16 protein-coding genes and 1 riboswitch are annotated in these 16,791 nt (G+C 40.8%); of the genes, 3 read left to right on the top strand and 13 right to left on the bottom strand.

Annotated elements, in window-relative coordinates:
- Nucleotides 1–313: 313 nt before the first annotated feature.
- The 3 genes from ACRD69_RS10310 to ACRD69_RS10300 form a co-directional block, all read right to left on the bottom strand.
- Nucleotides 314–754, bottom strand: a complete 441-nt coding sequence (locus tag ACRD69_RS10310) for a MarR family winged helix-turn-helix transcriptional regulator (protein WP_430814999.1) — start codon at nucleotides 752–754, stop codon at nucleotides 314–316.
- 178 nt (nucleotides 755–932) lie between these two features.
- Nucleotides 933–1,415 (bottom strand): glutathione peroxidase, encoded by a 483-nt coding sequence (locus tag ACRD69_RS10305; protein WP_430814998.1) that lies wholly within the window; start codon nucleotides 1,413–1,415, stop codon nucleotides 933–935.
- A gap of 26 nt (nucleotides 1,416–1,441) precedes the next feature.
- On the bottom strand, nucleotides 1,442–1,849 hold the full coding sequence (locus ACRD69_RS10300) for a DoxX family protein (protein WP_430814997.1): 408 nt from the start codon (nucleotides 1,847–1,849) through the stop codon (nucleotides 1,442–1,444).
- A gap of 235 nt (nucleotides 1,850–2,084) precedes the next feature.
- Here ACRD69_RS10300 and ACRD69_RS10295 point away from each other — a divergent pair, with 235 nt between their 5' ends.
- Nucleotides 2,085–3,917, top strand: a complete 1,833-nt coding sequence (locus tag ACRD69_RS10295; RefSeq protein ID WP_430814996.1) for a radical SAM protein — start codon at nucleotides 2,085–2,087, stop codon at nucleotides 3,915–3,917.
- A gap of 204 nt (nucleotides 3,918–4,121) precedes the next feature.
- Here the strand turns inward: ACRD69_RS10295 and ACRD69_RS10290 are convergent, their stop codons facing one another.
- The 10 genes from ACRD69_RS10290 to trxA (ACRD69_RS10245) all read right to left on the bottom strand — a co-directional run bounded on the left by ACRD69_RS10290 (nucleotide 4,122) and on the right by trxA (ACRD69_RS10245) (nucleotide 14,427).
- Nucleotides 4,122–6,575: a TonB-dependent receptor gene (locus tag ACRD69_RS10290; RefSeq protein ID WP_430814995.1), complete on the bottom strand. Its 2,454-nt coding sequence runs from the start codon at nucleotides 6,573–6,575 to the stop codon at nucleotides 4,122–4,124.
- A gap of 361 nt (nucleotides 6,576–6,936) precedes the next feature.
- On the bottom strand, nucleotides 6,937–8,049 hold the full coding sequence (gene thiH, locus ACRD69_RS10285) for a 2-iminoacetate synthase ThiH (RefSeq protein ID WP_430814994.1): 1,113 nt from the start codon (nucleotides 8,047–8,049) through the stop codon (nucleotides 6,937–6,939).
- Between the two features lie 62 nt (nucleotides 8,050–8,111).
- Nucleotides 8,112–8,885: a thiazole synthase gene (locus tag ACRD69_RS10280; protein ID WP_430814993.1), complete on the bottom strand. Its 774-nt coding sequence runs from the start codon at nucleotides 8,883–8,885 to the stop codon at nucleotides 8,112–8,114.
- Between the two features lie 112 nt (nucleotides 8,886–8,997).
- Nucleotides 8,998–9,663, bottom strand: a complete 666-nt coding sequence (locus ACRD69_RS10275; protein WP_430814992.1) for a thiamine phosphate synthase — start codon at nucleotides 9,661–9,663, stop codon at nucleotides 8,998–9,000.
- Between the two features lie 10 nt (nucleotides 9,664–9,673).
- Nucleotides 9,674–10,435, bottom strand: coding sequence for a hydroxymethylpyrimidine/phosphomethylpyrimidine kinase (locus ACRD69_RS10270; RefSeq protein WP_430814991.1), 762 nt, complete (start codon nucleotides 10,433–10,435; stop codon nucleotides 9,674–9,676).
- A 3-nt stretch (nucleotides 10,436–10,438) separates the two neighbouring features.
- The gene (locus ACRD69_RS10265) at nucleotides 10,439–11,047 is read right to left on the bottom strand and encodes a thiamine phosphate synthase (RefSeq protein WP_430814990.1); all 609 of its coding nucleotides are present in this window, start codon (nucleotides 11,045–11,047) and stop codon (nucleotides 10,439–10,441) included.
- A gap of 41 nt (nucleotides 11,048–11,088) precedes the next feature.
- A complete protein-coding gene (thiC, locus tag ACRD69_RS10260) occupies nucleotides 11,089–12,906 on the bottom strand; it encodes a phosphomethylpyrimidine synthase ThiC (RefSeq protein WP_430814989.1) in 1,818 nt (605 codons plus the stop codon).
- A gap of 18 nt (nucleotides 12,907–12,924) precedes the next feature.
- On the bottom strand, nucleotides 12,925–13,128 hold the full coding sequence (thiS, locus tag ACRD69_RS10255) for a sulfur carrier protein ThiS (protein ID WP_430814988.1): 204 nt from the start codon (nucleotides 13,126–13,128) through the stop codon (nucleotides 12,925–12,927).
- Nucleotides 13,129–13,155: 27 nt separating this feature from the next.
- A riboswitch (TPP riboswitch) is annotated at nucleotides 13,156–13,251 on the bottom strand.
- Nucleotides 13,252–13,501: 250 nt separating this feature from the next.
- Nucleotides 13,502–13,969, bottom strand: a complete 468-nt coding sequence (trxA, locus tag ACRD69_RS10250) for a thioredoxin (RefSeq protein WP_430814987.1) — start codon at nucleotides 13,967–13,969, stop codon at nucleotides 13,502–13,504.
- Between the two features lie 98 nt (nucleotides 13,970–14,067).
- Entirely contained in the window at nucleotides 14,068–14,427 is a 360-nt protein-coding gene (gene trxA, locus ACRD69_RS10245; protein ID WP_430814986.1) for a thioredoxin, read from the bottom strand.
- A gap of 123 nt (nucleotides 14,428–14,550) precedes the next feature.
- On the opposite strand from trxA (ACRD69_RS10245), the gene ACRD69_RS10240 reads away from it, so the two are divergent.
- Both ACRD69_RS10240 and ACRD69_RS10235 read left to right on the top strand, forming a co-directional pair.
- The gene (locus ACRD69_RS10240; protein ID WP_430814985.1) at nucleotides 14,551–16,014 is read left to right on the top strand and encodes a CCA tRNA nucleotidyltransferase; all 1,464 of its coding nucleotides are present in this window, start codon (nucleotides 14,551–14,553) and stop codon (nucleotides 16,012–16,014) included.
- A complete protein-coding gene (locus ACRD69_RS10235; RefSeq protein ID WP_430814984.1) occupies nucleotides 16,015–16,521 on the top strand; it encodes a TrmH family RNA methyltransferase in 507 nt (168 codons plus the stop codon). It begins immediately after the preceding gene.
- Nucleotides 16,522–16,791 lie beyond the last annotated feature (270 nt).

Genomic DNA, 16,791 nt, shown 5'->3' with positions numbered 1-16,791 from the left:
AAATTGTTACAAAAGTTTCTAAAACCACCTCCCGGTTCGTACCTCACCGGACTCCTCCTTTTTGTAAGGAGGAGAGCTGATTTACATGATGCATAGATCTATACGTTTATAAAACTTCTTTTCGAACACTAAAAGGCGTTGCCCCAAGTTTTGATGTATCAGGCTTTGACTGCGTCGATTTTCAATTCAGCCTGACATACAGCTATACTATTATTAAACTTTTCATCAACGGAGAAACTAAAATTTCCGTTAATCTCCCCAAACCTAAAATAATAAAACAGAAGGCAGTTTAGAGGGGTGAAGTCTCCTTTATCTATTTGTTAAGTAGATCAATGAGCTGATCCAGGTCCTTTTTTAATCGTTTTAGAGCATCCATATCAATGTTTTCACCGGCAATCTTCTTTACCAGTGATTCTGGTATAAGGGCTGCCTCTTCCTGCAGGTTCAGACCCTTAGAACTAAGTTTTATGATTACTTTGCGCGAATCTTCGGGTGATCTGCTTCGGGTGATAAAACCTTGCTTCTCCATTCTTTTAAGAAGTGGCGTAACAGTATTGGTGTTAAGAATGAGTTTTTGCGTTATTTCATTAACACTTCGTTCATCCTTTTCCCATAATAACATAAATACGAGGTATTGAGGATAGGTGATGCCGAGCCTGTCTAGATGCGGTTGATACTCCCTGGTGATTAACCGGGATGCAGCATAAACAGGAAAGCAGAGCTGATTTTCCAATTTTAATTGTTCGTATGCCATTATTATTTTATTATTTAAGGGGGCTGTGCTGAATTTATATTCCATGCAAAGACAGGAAAGAATTGCGCAAAGCCCGCAAATTATAGAAGGCTCACTTTTATGACTTTACGTTCTTTGCGATTGTCTTAATCTGCGTTCTTGGCGAAAAATATTTATCCTGACTTCAACCACTACAAAACTAATCTAAAATATCAGACAAGTATTGATCTATTTTTTCGGGTTTAGTGATAGGGGCAAAACGTTTAAGGGGCTTTCCTTCGGCATCAATTAAAAATTTGGTGAAATTCCATTTGATTTTACTGCCAAACAGCCCGCCAAGTTCGCTCTTCAGGTATTTAAATAACGGGTGCGCCTGCTCGCCATTGACATTTACTTTCGCAAACATTGGGAAACTCACCCCATAATTAATAAGGCATCCTTCCGATATTGATTTCGCGTCGCCCGGTTCCTGGTTCCCAAACTGGTTGCAGGGAAAACCCAATATAACCAGGCCTTTGTCTTTGTACTTTTGATAGAGTGCTTCCAGACCTTCGTACTGAGGAGTAAGTCCACACTTACTTGCCGTATTTACAACCAGTACTGTTTTACCATTGTAATCGCTCATTTTAATGCTTTTGCCTTGCAGGCTGTCAGCTTCAAACTGGTGAAAATTAGTATTCATCATTTTATCGGTTTAGTAATAATTATCTATTTATTTTTGATTTTTTGCCAGGCGTTTGTTGACCATATTGCCCAAACTACCAGTAATGGTTGGAAAAACAGCCTGGATAATCGTGCCTGGTCGCTATTCAGGCCAAAAGCATCTATTTCATTGATATATTGCGAAATATTCCCAGGAAAGATGGCAATAAAAAACAAGGCCGTCATGATCCCGGTATACTGTTTGAATTTTGGAAGCAGGATAAGGGATAATCCCAGTAAAATTTCAACGATACCCGACAAAACCACAACGAGGTCAGTGCTTAGTGGTACCCAGTGAGGTACCTGTGCTGTAAACTCCTGCCTTAGCCAAAATAGGTGCCCTGTTCCTGCATAACACAAGGCTAATCCTAATACTATTCTTAATGCTGTTTTTAAATAGTTTGTTATTTTCATATTGTAAATATATGTCGTGTGCGATACAAATATAGGAATGTTATTGTATTAATGTCGTGCGCGATACAAAAAACGACAAATCTTTTGCACGAAGCAGCAATATGAGGTCATGAAATGAAAGTGTGGATTGTTAAACATCTTTCCAAATGCTTTCACAGATGCCGGCACCTCTTACTTTATAATTATCTACCTTTGCACAATTATTCAAAAATGCCAGTATCATATTAATTACCATATGAAGATTCTTTTAAACTGTTTACCGCCTGCTGATATTTATAGTCCTTCTATTTCATTGTCTGTTCTGAAAAAGTTTATGACAGTCAATGGCATAGAAACAGACATCAAGTACTGGAATTTTGACCTTTCGGTAATGAGGGCTTTCACCGATAGTGAAGATACAGAGGATCGTTTGCTACCATTCATATCGATTGTCAATGATGAATATGGCAATGGTATGGGCAACAAACGCATTGAGTCCAAACTAAAAGCATTAAATACTGATTACCTAAGTACTGATGTTCACTATTATTCAGAGTTTATAGAAGATTCAAAGCAGGAGATTATTTCTTGTATACGTGAAGGCCTAAAGGCAATTGACTTTAGTGAAATCAAGCTTTTTGGTATCACTGCCAAGTTTAACCAATGGATACCAGGCATTATTCTGGCTCAGGAATTAAAAAGGATTGCCCCTCATGTGAAAGTGGTCGTTGGCGGCTTTGGTAGTGATGAAGTGGCACATGAGGCCTTGAAACTTTGTTCGGCATTCGATTATGCAAGCTGGGGAGAAGGTGAGTATCCCTTATTGGAACTGGCGAAACAATTAATAGATGAAGGTAGCAACTTAGCAGACGTTCCCCGCTTGTTTTATCGTGAAGGGAACAGTATTAAACAGTCGGAGCAAACTAAAAGTGAGTATCTTGATTTTGAGGCTTATATATATCCTGATTACAGTGATTACCTGGAAGCCTTTCCTGACAAGGAGGATAGGGAGCAGATAAGTATTCCCATCAATTCCATTCGTTCATGTCACTGGCACCGTTGTAACTTCTGCGATTTTAATAAGGGATATAAGTTGCGCGCCCGCAGTCCGCAGTGTGTGGTGAATGAGATAGCGGCCATCAATGAACAACATGGACTCACTACCTTCACTTTTGTTGACAGTGATACCTTTGGAAGTCTGAAGCACTTTGAATCACTTCTCGATCTGCTCATCGACCTTAAATATAAGACTGAAGAAGATTTTTCTTTTTGGGCCGAAATTATTCCCAACCAATATTACTCAGATGAGCTTATGCAGAAGATGGCCATTGCAGGTTTTAAAAACCTCTTTATTGGTTATGACGGTTTATCGGATAAGCTGCTGAAGAAAATGAATAAGAGTAATACGTTTTCTGATAATGTTCAATTTATTAAGCATGCATTAAAAAACGGTATTTACCCCTACGTGAATGTAATTAAGCATGTGCCGGGAGAAACAGAAGAAGATGTACAGGAATGCATGGATAATCTTCATTTTCTTCGATTCTTCTATAATCATTCCATTGTGGAGTTTTCGCATAATTACGTGACACTTGTGCTGTCATCGATGTCGAAGTATTATAAGTTGATGTCTGATACTGAGCTTGGGCATTACAATGTAGATGAGTTATCTTATTTATTGCCGCCTGTTTTCTCAAATAACAGCGAGCGTTTTCATCTATTCCGCTATCAGCGCAATGTACCTGCCAACGCCCGTGAGTGGGACAGGCTTGAAGCAGCTGAAAATCACTACAAGGAACATCGTTTTAGTTACACGATGCAAGAACACAATGGCGTGTATTATTACACGGAGTATTGCGATGGAAGCGAGATAGAAAACATTGTTTTTGGTGAGCCGGAATATGCTTTTGTACTGAAAGCAAGCAGTAGAAAAGTAAGCGGTTTTGAGGAGCTTCTTGAACAGGCAAGAGGTCAGTTTGCCGGCATTGATGAAGCCCGGTTAAAGGAAGTTATTGGCAATTTAAGTTCGAGTTACCTGCTTTATTGTGATGCAGCCTATACTAATGTGGTATCATTAATTGATTTTTAAATGGGAAATAAGAAGAGGCTGTCAGAAATGTAAGCTTCACGGAAAGGTCGCTAAGAGAGTACACAAAGACCGCAAAGTATAATGGATCACAACCAAATTCTGGGTCCATTATACTTTGCGAACTTTGCGTTCTTTCTTATTTGCGTTCTTTATGAGAACCATTTTATTTTCGGACAGCCTCTATGGTATCAATTATTTCCTTTTTTAGAACTTCATACCCAATCGAACCATAACATTTCTTCCTGCTTGCGGGAAGTATCCATCCAGTACATCGTGCTCACCTGCATAGTAGTAGCGGTATACCCATGCATTTGATTCGTACTCTTCATCAAATATGTTGTTGAATTTAATGCCCAGGTTGAAATCACCGACAGACGAAATGGTAAAATCATAGTTAACAAGTATGTCATTAACCAGCCATGCATCCAGCATACGCTCATCATTTGATGTATTATCAATGTACTGGTCGCCTACATATTTGCTTAATAAAGAGAGTGTCAACCCTTGTGCCGGCATAAAGTTAAACTGGCTCGCAGCTGTAACAGAAGGAGAGAAGGCAATATCAGTTTCTCCCAATTCAGTCACGTACTGATAAGGCTCATTTTCCGGATCATCCCAGTAGCTCCAGTTGTCTACATACTCTGTGTAATTCTTTATTTTATTGGCCGATAATGCGATGTTTCCAGTCCAGTTAAAGTTGGAAGTAATCAGCACACCACCTTCAATCTCAACACCAGCACGGTAACTATCAGGAACGTTGACCATTATGGCAGCACCAACATCATTGATTTCGCCTGTCTGGACCAATTGATCTTTGTAAAGCATGTAAAAACCATTCACATTAACAAAGGCTTTATTGCTATTGTATTCATAACCCAGCTCCCAGTCGTACAGTGTCTCAGGCTCCGGCTTGCGATCAGCAGGAGCATCTCTGAAATCGCTTCTGGTTGGTTCGCGCTGTGCTACGGCAAATGAGGCGAACACCCTTTGATTTTGATTCAGTTTATAGTTGATACCCATTTTAGGATTAACAAAATCGAAGCTGTAAGATTGTGTCAGATCAGAGTTATCATCGTGTTCACCAGTCATTGAAAAATTAACATTTCGATACTGGATATCACCATATAACCACAAGTTATCCATGAGCGCCCAGGTGGCTTTAATGTAGCTGTTAAAATCTTTTTTCCTGCCGGTATTGAAGTACCACTGGTGATTATGAGGAATACCATTATTATACTGGCTCCAGATGACATTACCGAAGTGGTCGCCATCATACTCATTATAGGCGCCACCGATGATCAATTCCAGTTTGTCAGTGGTGTAGATACCAGAGAAAGTACCTCCGTAAAAGTCATTATCCAACCATTTACGCTGAATCAAATCTGTTTTTTCAATGGTTTCACCATTGATATCAATGGATTCAAAGCCAACATTATAGTCCTTAAATTTACGTCCGTTCTTATACGATTCGTAGTAGCCTTCGCCTTTGGTATAATGCTGTGCTGCAGTTAGTTGCCAGTAGTCACCTGCCTGGTGGGTGTAATGCAGCTGGTAATGATCCTGCTGGTAATTATCTGTTTGATTATCATACAGGTACTTATTGAATGTACGTGCATCAGACGTATACAGGTTCTCAGCTTCAGCATCTGTCCATCCATCCATCATGACCAGTTTTTCCATGCCGGCCTGGTCATTTTCAAGCTTTACCTTTGGTACACCATACCATGCCTGGTAGGTTTTTTCTTCGCCTGAGAATGTGATAAACTTAAGAGTTGATTTTTCGCCATAATATCCTCCTGAGAAATAATAGGATTTTAAATCGGAGGTAGCACGGTCGATAAATCCATCAGAATTAATACGTGATAAGCGAACATCGAAAGCCATATTGTTTTTCAATAAGCCTGTTGACACTGCCACCGAGTTTTTCATGGTGTTGTATGAGCCATAGCTGTTATCTATAAAGGCCATTGTTTCTGCCGCAGAGTTGAGTGTGTTCAGGTTAATGGATGCACCAAATGACGCTGCTCCATTGGTTGAAGTTCCGACACCTCGCTGTACCTGTACCTTGTCAACAGATGCAGCAAAGTCGGGCATGTTTACCCAAAAGACACCTTGAGACTCTGCATCATTCATCGGGATACCATTTACAGTTACATTGATACGTGTTATATCGGCTCCGCGAATGCGTAAGCCGGTATAACCAACACCTGCACCGGCATCTGAGTTTGTCACCACACTCGGCATCTGGTTCAGTAAAAATGGCAGGTCCTGCCCAAAGTTCTGCTTCTGAATTTCTTCTGAAGTCATTTCAGAAGCAGCCACAGGAACATTTTTGCTGGCACGGATAGCTGAAACAATAATCTCATCGGTTAATACAGCTGATGTTTCCATTTGAACGCTCATATCAGCCGAGGCTTTTACTTCCTGTGTTTCATAACCAACATATGAGAATACAAGTACAGCATTGTCTGCCTTACCGGAGATGGAAAACCGACCATCCGTATTGGTGATGGTACCCTTGTAGGAGTGTTTAACAATGACATTAACACCCACAAGTGCCTCGCCACTTTCGTCAGTTACGCGACCATTGTAAGTGTTTTGTGCAAAGGCGCTAAAACATAACATAGCCGCCATTACAATCGAATAAAACTTCTTCATTTTAAATTCGCAGTTTAAGTAATTACTTTAAATTATTTAATACCGCAATGAGATGTCATAGGAGATAACTTGTTCCCTTGTCGGCATTACCCGGCCAGGTTCGAAGGGTATAATCTCAGCCTGTAGCAGGCACCCCATTGGAATCGGGCGCAAATGTATACACCCGAATGTTATTATCAAAGAAAATAGAGACCTTTTTGTCTTAATTGACATAAGTCATATGTCAAGATATTTATTTTCAAATAGAAAGGCAAATGTGTTAAGAGGTGAGTAGTGAGAGGTGAGTGTGCTAATACACTAAGCTCCATTCAACTTGCACTAAGCACCATTCACTAAGCACTATACTCCATGCACCATTTACCTATCCCATACAATCATCCCAGTCTTTCCAAACAGGCTCATAGCCGCCATCTTTAATCATCTGGCAAATAGCTTCAGGACTGCGATCATCATTCACTGAAAACTGCTCCAGTGCCTTGTTGTAAACAGCATAACCTCCCGGCTCGGTTTTAGAGCCTGCACTCATGGCTGTCACACCCAATTGAAGCATGTGGTTCCTGAATTTTTTGCTTTCCCTGGTTGATAAAGACAAGTCAACATCAGGATTAAAAATTCGGTAGGCCATTATCAATTGTGCCAGCTGCTTGTCACTTACTTCACAATTAGGTTGAAACGAGCCTACATGTGGTCGCAGGCGAGGGAAGGAAATACTGTATTTGGTCCTCCAGTAGGTTTTCTCAAGGTAATCGAGGTGCAGCGCAGTAAAGAATGAATCGGTGCGCCAGTCTTCAAGCCCCAGCAGGCAGCCGATACCTACCTTACGTATACCTGCTTTCCCAAGTCGTTCAGGAGTTTCCAAACGATAGGGGAAGTCAGACTTCTTACCGCGTGGATGATAGGTTTTATAATGCGCTTTGTGATAGGTTTCCTGGTATACATAAACAGTGTGCAGGCCAAGTTGAATCAGACCTTCATACTCCTCCTGCTTCATGGGCTGAACCTCTATTGAAACAGATGCGAAATGTGGTTTAACCAACTCCACCATCTCCTTAAGATAGTCATATCCGCAGTCTTTGGGATGTTCACCTGTGACAAGCAGTAAGTGCTGAAAGCCCATGTTTTTGATGACCTCAATTTCTTGCAGAACCTGCTCTTTATTCAATGTAATACGGGTGATATCATTCTCATGATTGAAACCGCAATAGGTGCATGAGTTGGCACAGGCATTTGACAGGTATAGCGGAATATATAGCTGAATGGTTTTTCCAAAACGACGTTGGGTGATGGCACGACTCTTAACAGCCATCTGCTCCAGGCAGGCTTCAGCTGCCGGTGAAATAAGTGCTTTAAAATCCTCGAGGTCCGGATTAGCAGAGTTTAAAGCCAGCTCAACATCCGCAGCTGTCTTATTATATATTGATTGTGTTGTAGCTTCCCAGTTATGTGAAGCGTGAACCTGTTCAAATGTTTTCATTCTTTTATATCGTGAGACCAAAGACCGAAGTCTGAAGCCTGATTACTAGGTGTAACGATTTTCTATAATTCATCTAAGAAAGCAGTCAGGGGGCTTGATGCCTCGGCACCCATCGATTTTGTTGCCAGTTTGGCTTCATAGGCCATACGACCAGCCTCAACAGCCAGTTTAAATGCTTTACCCATCTCAACAGGATTGGGAGAAACGGCGATGGCTGTATTAACTAAAACTGCATCTGCACCCATTTCCATGGCATCAGCGGCATGTGATGGTGCACCAATACCTGCGTCAACAACTACAGGCACCTGGCTTTGCTCAATAATGATGCGCAACATTTCTTTGGTTTGTAAGCCCTGGTTCGATCCAATAGGAGCCCCCAGTGGCATGACCGCCGCTGTACCCACTTCTTCTAGGCGTTTACATAAAACAGGATCGGCCTGGACATAAGGCAATACAATAAAACCAAGTTTCACTAATTCTTCAGCAGCCTTAAGTGTTTCTATGGGGTCGGGTAACAAATATTTCGGATCGGGATGTATTTCCAGTTTCAGCCAGTTTGTGTCTAAAGCTTCACGTGCCAGCTGAGCTGCAAACACAGCTTCTTTAGCCGTTCGCACACCCGACGTATTAGGCAGTAAATTAATGCGTTGGTGTTTGAGGTGTTGCAATATGTCATCTTTCTGGTTGTTCATCTCAACACGACGTAGCGCTACCGTTACCAATTCTGATTCACTGATTTCAATCGCATCCTGCATCAGTTGATTCGAAGCAAATTTACCTGTACCTGTAAATAATCGTGATTGAAAGACTTTATCGCCTAATTTAAGTGGAGTCATATTTTAGAGCTTTTAGCTATTAGCCTTCGTCATCTATCCGGCGAGGCCGCCAGCTTATATGATATTATTTTTATTGTCTGTTTTCTGCGGACTTTTAATTTTCTGCTTTCTATCAGTGAAACTTTGTCCAGTTGGCCGAGCTTAGTTTGCCTATCTTCTGCAGTAAGTCAAGCGTTACAGCTCCTGGTTGTTCGTTTTTAGTGATGTAAGATGAGATGGCCACACCATGAACACCAGTAGTAAATAAGGCCTCAAAATCTTCGGGTACCAGTCCTCCAATGGCAATAACAGGAATGTTAATTCCTGCAACTTTACACTGGTCTAAAATGGCTTTATAGCCTTCTGTACCTAAAACAGGACTTAGGTTTTTCTTTGTCTCGGTAAAGCGGAACGGACCTAGTCCGATGTAATCAACACCTTCATTAACCAGGCGTTTTATATCTTCAAAAGTATTGGCGGTACCACCGATAATTGCTTGTGGACCAAGTATGTCACGTGCCATAGCAGGCGACATATCGTTTTTTCCCAGGTGAACGCCATCTGCGCCAATTTTAGCTGCTATTTCGACATGGTCATTCATGATAAAAGTGGCACCATTATCCATGCAGAAGCTCAATGCTTCGATAGCTGTTTTTTCAATTTCTTCCATCGGATCGTCCTTCATACGAAGTTGTATCCAGTTGGCACCTCCCATCACTACCGTTTGTATTTGCTCCATGTAGCTTTGTTTTGAAGGAGAGGTAATAAATTGGAGACGGGATATGGATTTTTTATTCATAGCCGATTGTTTAATCTATAATATTGTGGTGGTAACCCAAAAGTGAGTTGTTACTGCCAATTACTTTTTTAACGTAAAAATGTGCTTTTGAACAGGCGGCAGGCAGAGTACTTCCTTTAGCTATTTCAGCAACGATGGCCGATGATAATATACAGCCTGTACCATGCTTTTGTAAATCGCCTTTTATCTTTTGCGATTTTACTTGAAAGCACTCTTTATTTCCCGGTGTGTACAGATTATCACATACTTCATCGCCACTTTGATGCCCGCCTTTAATAAGCACAGAAGTTTGTAGCTTGTTAACGATATCAACTGGTGCTTGTGTACCAAAAAGCTGTTTGTATTCCGGAAGGTTGGGCGTGAGCAAATTAATGGTGTTGCTCACTATCTTTTCTATGGTATTGTGAAGGTTGGAGTGGAAAGGAAAGCCGGCGGAGGCTTTAAGTATGGGGTCCCATACGATAAAAGACTCCGGCCAGTATTTTTTTATCCAGTCCAGTATTTGTATCAGAATCGTTTCTGATTCTATCAACCCAATTTTGATGGCTTTAGGCGTGTATTTCTCAGCTAATACAATTAGTTGTTGTTCAATGTCCTTGAAGGGTAACCAACTAACACCTGCAAAACTTGATTCGTTTTGGTAGGTAATGGCTGTAACAACTCCTAAGCCGCAGACCTCATGCTGTTCAAACGTTTTTATGTCACTTGTAACACCTGCGCCACTGCTGGGGTCAAATCCGGCAATGCTCAGGACATAAGGTCTTTCATTCATTTTTTAGGTCCATTTTTCAGTGACCTCTTTGAAACGTTCAACAACGCCATTGATGTCACCATCTTTTTCAAATTGCGCCCACAGGTGACCGTGTAAAGCCACGCCATCGAAGCCCAACTCTTTGGCAACATCCACATTTTTATGGTCGATGCCTCCAAGAGCCAGAACAGGCACTTCGTGATTCTTCTTTAAATAATTCTTCAACACCGACTGATCAATAGCCGGACCATATCCTTCTTTTGAAATACTTTCAAATACCGGGCTTAGCAATGCATAGTTAAATGATTCACTAAGGTTAATCAATTCACTCATTGAGTGAACCGAAATACTCTTCGGTAATGCTTTATCACTATAGTCGTCGATTAAATGGCGATTGTATGATGTGAAGTGAACACCACGCAGGCCTTTTAATTCAACTAAATGCAGATTGCTGTGAAGAGCGATCTTGTTGTGATACTTCGCATCTATTGAATTAATAAAAGCTACCATATCAGCCTCGCTGTAGGCAGGTTTGCGAACGTGTAACACTTCCAAACCGGCCTCAAACATCGCATTAATAGCTTCTACTTCTTTGTCGAGTTTTGTTGGGTAACAAATTACAATTGGCTTCATAAAGTTTAGTTTTAATCTAGCACAAAAATAAGTGTTATTCGTTACATATATAACTCTCCGCCCGATTCTTTGAATAATTCTTTCTTATCTTCTAACTTTTTTGCTAAGTCTCTCACTTCCATGGTGCTTTTCATAGAGCAAAATTTCTCTCCACACATGGAGCAGAAGTGTGATGACTTATAACCTTCATCAGGCAGCGTTTTATCATGGTACTGCATGGCCGTTTCCGGATCCAGTGCCAAAGAAAACTGATCCTTCCACCTGAATTCGAAACGAGCCTTACTCATAGCGTAGTCTCTGAACTGGGCACCCGGGAATCCTTTTGCCACATCAGCAGCATGTGCTGCCAGTTTGTAGGTTATAACGCCCACCTTAACATCATGCTTGTCGGGTAAGCCCAAATGCTCTTTTGGTGTTACATAGCAAAGCATGGCTGTACCCTGCCATGCGATCATTGAACCACCAATGGCTGATGTAATGTGATCATAGCCCGGTGCGATATCGGTAGTTAAAGGTCCTAAGGTATAGAAAGGCGCTTCTTTACAGTGCTTCAACTGCAGATCCATGTTTTCTTTAATACCCTGCATAGGCACGTGACCCGGTCCTTCAATAATGACCTGAACATATTTATCACGGGCTATCTGTGTTAATTCTCCAAGAGCCTCTAATTCCCCAAATTGAGCACGGTCATTGGCATCGGCAATAGAACCAGGACGAAGCCCGTCGCCTAAAGACACCCCAACATCATAGGCTGCCAGTATGTCACATATCTCATCAAAGTGCGTGTAGAGGAAATTTTCCTTGTGGTGGTATAGCATCCATTTGGCCATGATTGAACCACCACGTGAAACAATACCGGTTACACGATGAATAGTTGATGGAATGTGCTTCCATAACAAACCGGCATGTATGGTAAAGTAGCTTACTCCCTGTTCAGCCTGCTCTATCAGGGTATCCCGATAAATTTCCCAGGTTAGCTTCTCAACATCACCATTAACTTTCTCAAGCGCCTGGTACAATGGTACAGTTCCAACCGGAACCGGTGAGTTGCGAACGATCCATTCGCGTGTTTCATGGATGTTATCACCAGTGGAAAGATCCATGATGGTGTCGGCACCCCAGCGAACGGCCCAGACGGCTTTTTCCACTTCCTCTTCGATGGATGATGTAGTTGGTGAGTTACCAATGTTGGCATTGATCTTTACCAAAAAGTTACGACCAATGATCATAGGCTCTGCCTCAGGGTGGTTAATATTACATGGAATGATCGCTCTTCCCGCGGCAATCTCGTCACGAACGAATTCAGGTGTTACCTCTTTTGCTGGTATTTGAGCTCCAAAACATTCGCCACGGTGTTGGCGGTATTTATCTTTTACCTGCTGTAATTGCTGGTTTTCACGAATGGCAACATATTCCATTTCTGGCGTGATAATACCCTGGCTGGCATAAAAGTACTGAGTAACACATTTACCATCTTTAGCCCTCAATGGTTGCGAGCTGACATGGTCAAACCGCAAATGGTCAAGATTAGTGTCGGCCAGACGCATTTGCCCGTATTCAGAGCTTAACTGCTGCAACTCCTCAACATCACCACGCTCCCTGATCCATTGCTCACGAATTTTAGGTAATCCTTTTTCCAGATCAACCTTGTAGTCAGGATCGGTATATGGACCACTTGTATCATAAACGGTTATCGGTGGGTTTTTAATCAGCTCACCTTCACTGGTTTTTGTGTCGCTTAATTCAATGCTTCTGTGAGGGACTTCAATATTATGAATTGAACCTTTCTCATAAATTTTTCTTGAATTAGGAAAAGGACCAGTGGTCAGACCTTCCTGAGATATTTTACTTTTCGTCATAAGTTGTGTGGATATGAATTAGCCGCCCTGGCTTGCTTTAATAATCAGAATTTTGTCGCCATCAGTTACCTGCGAGTTGCCCCATTTGCCTTTAGGAACAACCATATCATTAACGGCAACGGCAATACCACCTTTCTGGTATTGTTCAATGTGCTGCAGCACATCGGTGATTGTAGAATTGTCGGGCATGTCTGTAGCTTGCCCATTAATTAAGATGTTCATTGTCTTATTAAATTGTACGGGAAGCCTGTGGAGAGTCATTCATATCCCTGCGACAGCATTACCTGCATCAGGTTCAATGGGTGTAATCTCAGCCTGTGTTTTAAGGCACCCCGAATAATTGATGGATCAAAGGTAAATGAAAATATAACTTATAAACAAACAAAAGCCGAAGAAAATATCTTCGGCTTTCAATCCATTATCTAATCATGAGTATTATACGAAAAATATCATCAAATGATCGATATAATTTGTTTATTTAAAACTTCAATTTCTTCATAAAATATCAATGTAGCATTGGCTATATCTCTATTTTTATTGTTGAAGCCCTGAATAATTCAGTTTATTTATCAATCATTCAATAAAACATTTGGTATTACTTCTCAACTTGTAATATTTCACTAATCATTGTTTCCAGATCGCTTTGAGAGCGGTACCCCATTGCAGCTTGCGGATCACCCTTTAAAGGAACAAATACGATTGTTGGTAAGCTTCGAATCCCGAATGTGGCAGCTAATTCCTTTTCGTCGTCAGTGTCTATTTTATAGATCTGAACCTTACCGTTGTACTCCTTTTGAATTTTGTCTAATACAGGTGACAACATCTTACAAGGTCCACACCAGTCGGCATAAAAGTCAAGAATAGCAGGTACTTCACCCTCATACTTCCATTCCTTGTTGGTTTCGTAATTAAATACCTTTTCCTTAAAACTGGCTGCATCAAGGTAAATAACAGAGTTTTCTCCTTCACTTTGTTTAGTCTCATCGGCCGATGAATTGTAAACTTGAAATCCACTGGCAATTACTAAGATTAAACCACCTAAAACAAATAATATCTTCTTCATATTTTTACTTATTACAATGTTTCATTTAAACTCTGTTATTCACTCAATAGTTTATGTTGTTACACGATTTAACAAGACTTTAACAGCCGTACCGGCTATTATTTCTCAACTTTCAGCACATCTTTAAAGGCACGGATGAATGTATCTTTTGGCAATGCCCCTTGTGCCATTTGTGGCTGACCATCTTTAGGGATAAACAGAATAGATGGAATACTTTGGATCCCAAATGCTCCTGCCAGTTCACGTTCGGCCTCAGTATCTACTTTATAGATGTCTATTTTACCATCAAACTCGGCTGATAACTCGTCCAGAATAGGGCTTACCATTTTACAAGGTCCACACCAATCAGCGTAAAAATCAATGACTGCAGGTTTGCTTCCTTCAAATTTCCAGTCTTTGCTATCCGTATAATTAAAAACTTTTTCTTTAAATGTTTCGTTGGTTAAGTGTTGTACCATGATTTCTATTTTTTTATTGTGAATACTGCAAAAGTAATAAAATATTTCTAGATATCTAGAAATGTATATGTGTGGATATTTCAACAACTGTGCCAAAAGCTATATCTGCCAAAAATGGTCAAAATGCCATATTATTATTGTAATTTTATCAGCAATATGATACAAGAAGCAAGTAAAAGGGTGGAAAAGAGTCTGAACCACCCTGTTTTTCATACAATAAGAGATATATGTGATGAGATGAACAGGCCGGCTTTTGTAATTGGTGGGTTTGTTCGTGATTTGTACCTGAATCGTCCGTCGAAAGATATTGATGTGGTGGTGTTGGGTAGTGGTATTGAGTTGGCAGAGCAGGTGGCCAAAAAATTAGGTGGCTTACGTTTAAATGTTTTTAAGAACTTTGGAACGGCCATGTTGCGCTACCGTGATCTGGAAGTGGAATTTGTAGGAGCGCGCAAAGAGTCTTATCAACGTAATTCACGGAAGCCCATTGTTGAAGATGGTACCCTTGAAGATGATCAGAATCGTCGTGATTTTACGATTAATGCTTTGGCATTAAGTCTTAATAAGGACAATTACGGAGAACTGGTTGATCCCTTCAATGGGATAGAGGATATGGAAAATGGCATAATACGCACGCCGCTTGAACCGGGTGTGACCTTTTCAGATGATCCTTTGCGTATGATGCGCGCCATTCGTTTTGCCACGCAGCTTAATTTCAGGATTGAAGAAAAGACCTTTGAGGGCATTAAAACCCAGAAGGACAGGATTGATATTGTTTCAGGCGAGCGCATTGCCGATGAGCTGAATAAAATAGTAATGGCGGACCGACCTTCGATCGGCTTTAAACTATTGGAGTTAACAGGTTTGCTGCAGATTATTTTCCCTGAGTTTCAGGCTATGAAAGGGGTTGATAAGGTTGATGGCCGTGCTCATAAGGATAATTTCTATCATACATTAGAGGTTTTGGACCGTATTGTGCCCAATACCGATAATCTTTGGCTGCGCTGGTCGGCCATATTGCACGATATTGCCAAACCACGCACGAAGCGATACGACAAGAAGCTCGGGTGGACTTTTCACAATCACAATTTCATTGGTCAGAAGATGATTCCGAAGATTTTTGGGCGAATGAAGTTGCCTCTGAATGAAAAGATGAAATACGTTCAGAAAATGGTGGGATTGCACATGCGCCCTATCGTATTGAGTGAAGATGTGGTTAGCGATTCAGCCGTTCGACGATTGTTATTTGAGGCTGGTGATGATATAGATGACTTAATGACCTTGTGTGAGGCTGATATAACATCGAAGAATGAGGCTAAGGTTAAACGCTACATGCGTAACTTTAAGGTGGTACGTCAAAAGCTGAAAGAGATTGAAGAGAAAGATCATATTCGCAATTTTCAGCCACCGGTCACAGGTGAAGTCATTATGAAGACATTTAACCTTCAGCCCTGTAAGGAGATTGGTGATTTAAAGGCTATTATTAAAGAGGCCATTCTGGAAGGTGAAATTGGTAATAACTACGATGAAGCTTTTGAACTGATGTTGAAGAAGGGTGAGGAGATGGGATTAAAACGTGTAAAGTAAATGCCTGAAACGCACTCAAAATATTTTTTCAACGAGACAAATACCTGCTCAATAAAAGAAGGTAGTGATATAATTATTGTTACTGATAATTTTTCAACCCCAGAAAACATAGGCAGTATCATTCGTCTGGCAGCTAATGTCGATGCATCAAGGGTAATTGTGTTGGGCAGTGAAGCGTGTCGTCAGAGTAAAGTTAAGAAAACAGCCGGAGCGGCTATGGGTCATGTAAAGGTGGAGTGGCAGTCGGCCGATACGCTGGTTATTCCCGATAGTTATCGCCTTGTAGCACTTGAAACTGTTGACGGAGCCAGTGATTTATACGAGAATGAATTGCCCGCAAAGATGGCCATAGTGTTGGGTAATGAGAAGTATGGCATTTCAGAGGAAATACTAGCCAGATGTGATGAAGCTGTTTATGTTCCGATGCCGGGGGCTATCAAATCAATGAATGTATCACATGCTGCCGCAACATGTCTGTTTGAATGGTTAAGGCAGAATCTTAAATAAAACAGATTCCTTTAATCAGATTAAAAACAATTACTTATATTTGTATGTTAATTGAAATGAAAGAACAGGATTTCGTAAGATATTAAAAGTAACAAGTCGGTTAACCACTTGTTTTTAGGGTTAGTTTTTTAAGGGTTAAAAGGGGAGCGTTAGTTCCCCTTCCTTTTTTTATTCCCCTTCCAGATTGAACTCTTGAATAATGTAAATGGAAACAAGAGGAAATTTCTGAGAAAGAATTATAATTAGCGTGGGAATATGCAAGTGTATTAA

The organism is Carboxylicivirga agarovorans (assembly GCF_050589845.1).
Lineage (GTDB): Bacteria > Bacteroidota > Bacteroidia > Bacteroidales > Marinilabiliaceae > Carboxylicivirga > Carboxylicivirga agarovorans.
The sequence above is the reverse complement of the archived record's forward strand: the minus strand, read 5'-3'. Positions and strand labels throughout refer to the sequence as shown.

Excerpts from the sequence above, each read along its gene's own strand:
- ACRD69_RS10310 (WP_430814999.1), bottom strand. The coding sequence starts at position 754 with ATGGCATACGAACAATTAAAATTGGAAAATCAGCTCTGCTTTCCTGTT.
- ACRD69_RS10305 (WP_430814998.1), bottom strand. The coding sequence starts at position 1,415 with ATGAATACTAATTTTCACCAGTTTGAAGCTGACAGCCTGCAAGGCAAA.
- ACRD69_RS10300 (WP_430814997.1), bottom strand. The coding sequence starts at position 1,849 with ATGAAAATAACAAACTATTTAAAAACAGCATTAAGAATAGTATTAGGA.
- ACRD69_RS10295 (WP_430814996.1), top strand. The coding sequence starts at position 2,085 with ATGAAGATTCTTTTAAACTGTTTACCGCCTGCTGATATTTATAGTCCT.
- ACRD69_RS10290 (WP_430814995.1), bottom strand. The coding sequence starts at position 6,575 with ATGAAGAAGTTTTATTCGATTGTAATGGCGGCTATGTTATGTTTTAGC.
- thiH (WP_430814994.1), bottom strand. The coding sequence starts at position 8,049 with ATGAAAACATTTGAACAGGTTCACGCTTCACATAACTGGGAAGCTACA.
- ACRD69_RS10280 (WP_430814993.1), bottom strand. The coding sequence starts at position 8,885 with ATGACTCCACTTAAATTAGGCGATAAAGTCTTTCAATCACGATTATTT.
- ACRD69_RS10275 (WP_430814992.1), bottom strand. The coding sequence starts at position 9,663 with ATGAATAAAAAATCCATATCCCGTCTCCAATTTATTACCTCTCCTTCA.
- ACRD69_RS10270 (WP_430814991.1), bottom strand. The coding sequence starts at position 10,435 with ATGAATGAAAGACCTTATGTCCTGAGCATTGCCGGATTTGACCCCAGC.
- ACRD69_RS10265 (WP_430814990.1), bottom strand. The coding sequence starts at position 11,047 with ATGAAGCCAATTGTAATTTGTTACCCAACAAAACTCGACAAAGAAGTA.
- thiC (WP_430814989.1), bottom strand. The coding sequence starts at position 12,906 with ATGACGAAAAGTAAAATATCTCAGGAAGGTCTGACCACTGGTCCTTTT.
- thiS (WP_430814988.1), bottom strand. The coding sequence starts at position 13,128 with ATGAACATCTTAATTAATGGGCAAGCTACAGACATGCCCGACAATTCT.
- trxA (WP_430814987.1), bottom strand. The coding sequence starts at position 13,969 with ATGAAGAAGATATTATTTGTTTTAGGTGGTTTAATCTTAGTAATTGCC.
- trxA (WP_430814986.1), bottom strand. The coding sequence starts at position 14,427 with ATGGTACAACACTTAACCAACGAAACATTTAAAGAAAAAGTTTTTAAT.
- ACRD69_RS10240 (WP_430814985.1), top strand. The coding sequence starts at position 14,551 with ATGCCATATTATTATTGTAATTTTATCAGCAATATGATACAAGAAGCA.
- ACRD69_RS10235 (WP_430814984.1), top strand. The coding sequence starts at position 16,015 with ATGCCTGAAACGCACTCAAAATATTTTTTCAACGAGACAAATACCTGC.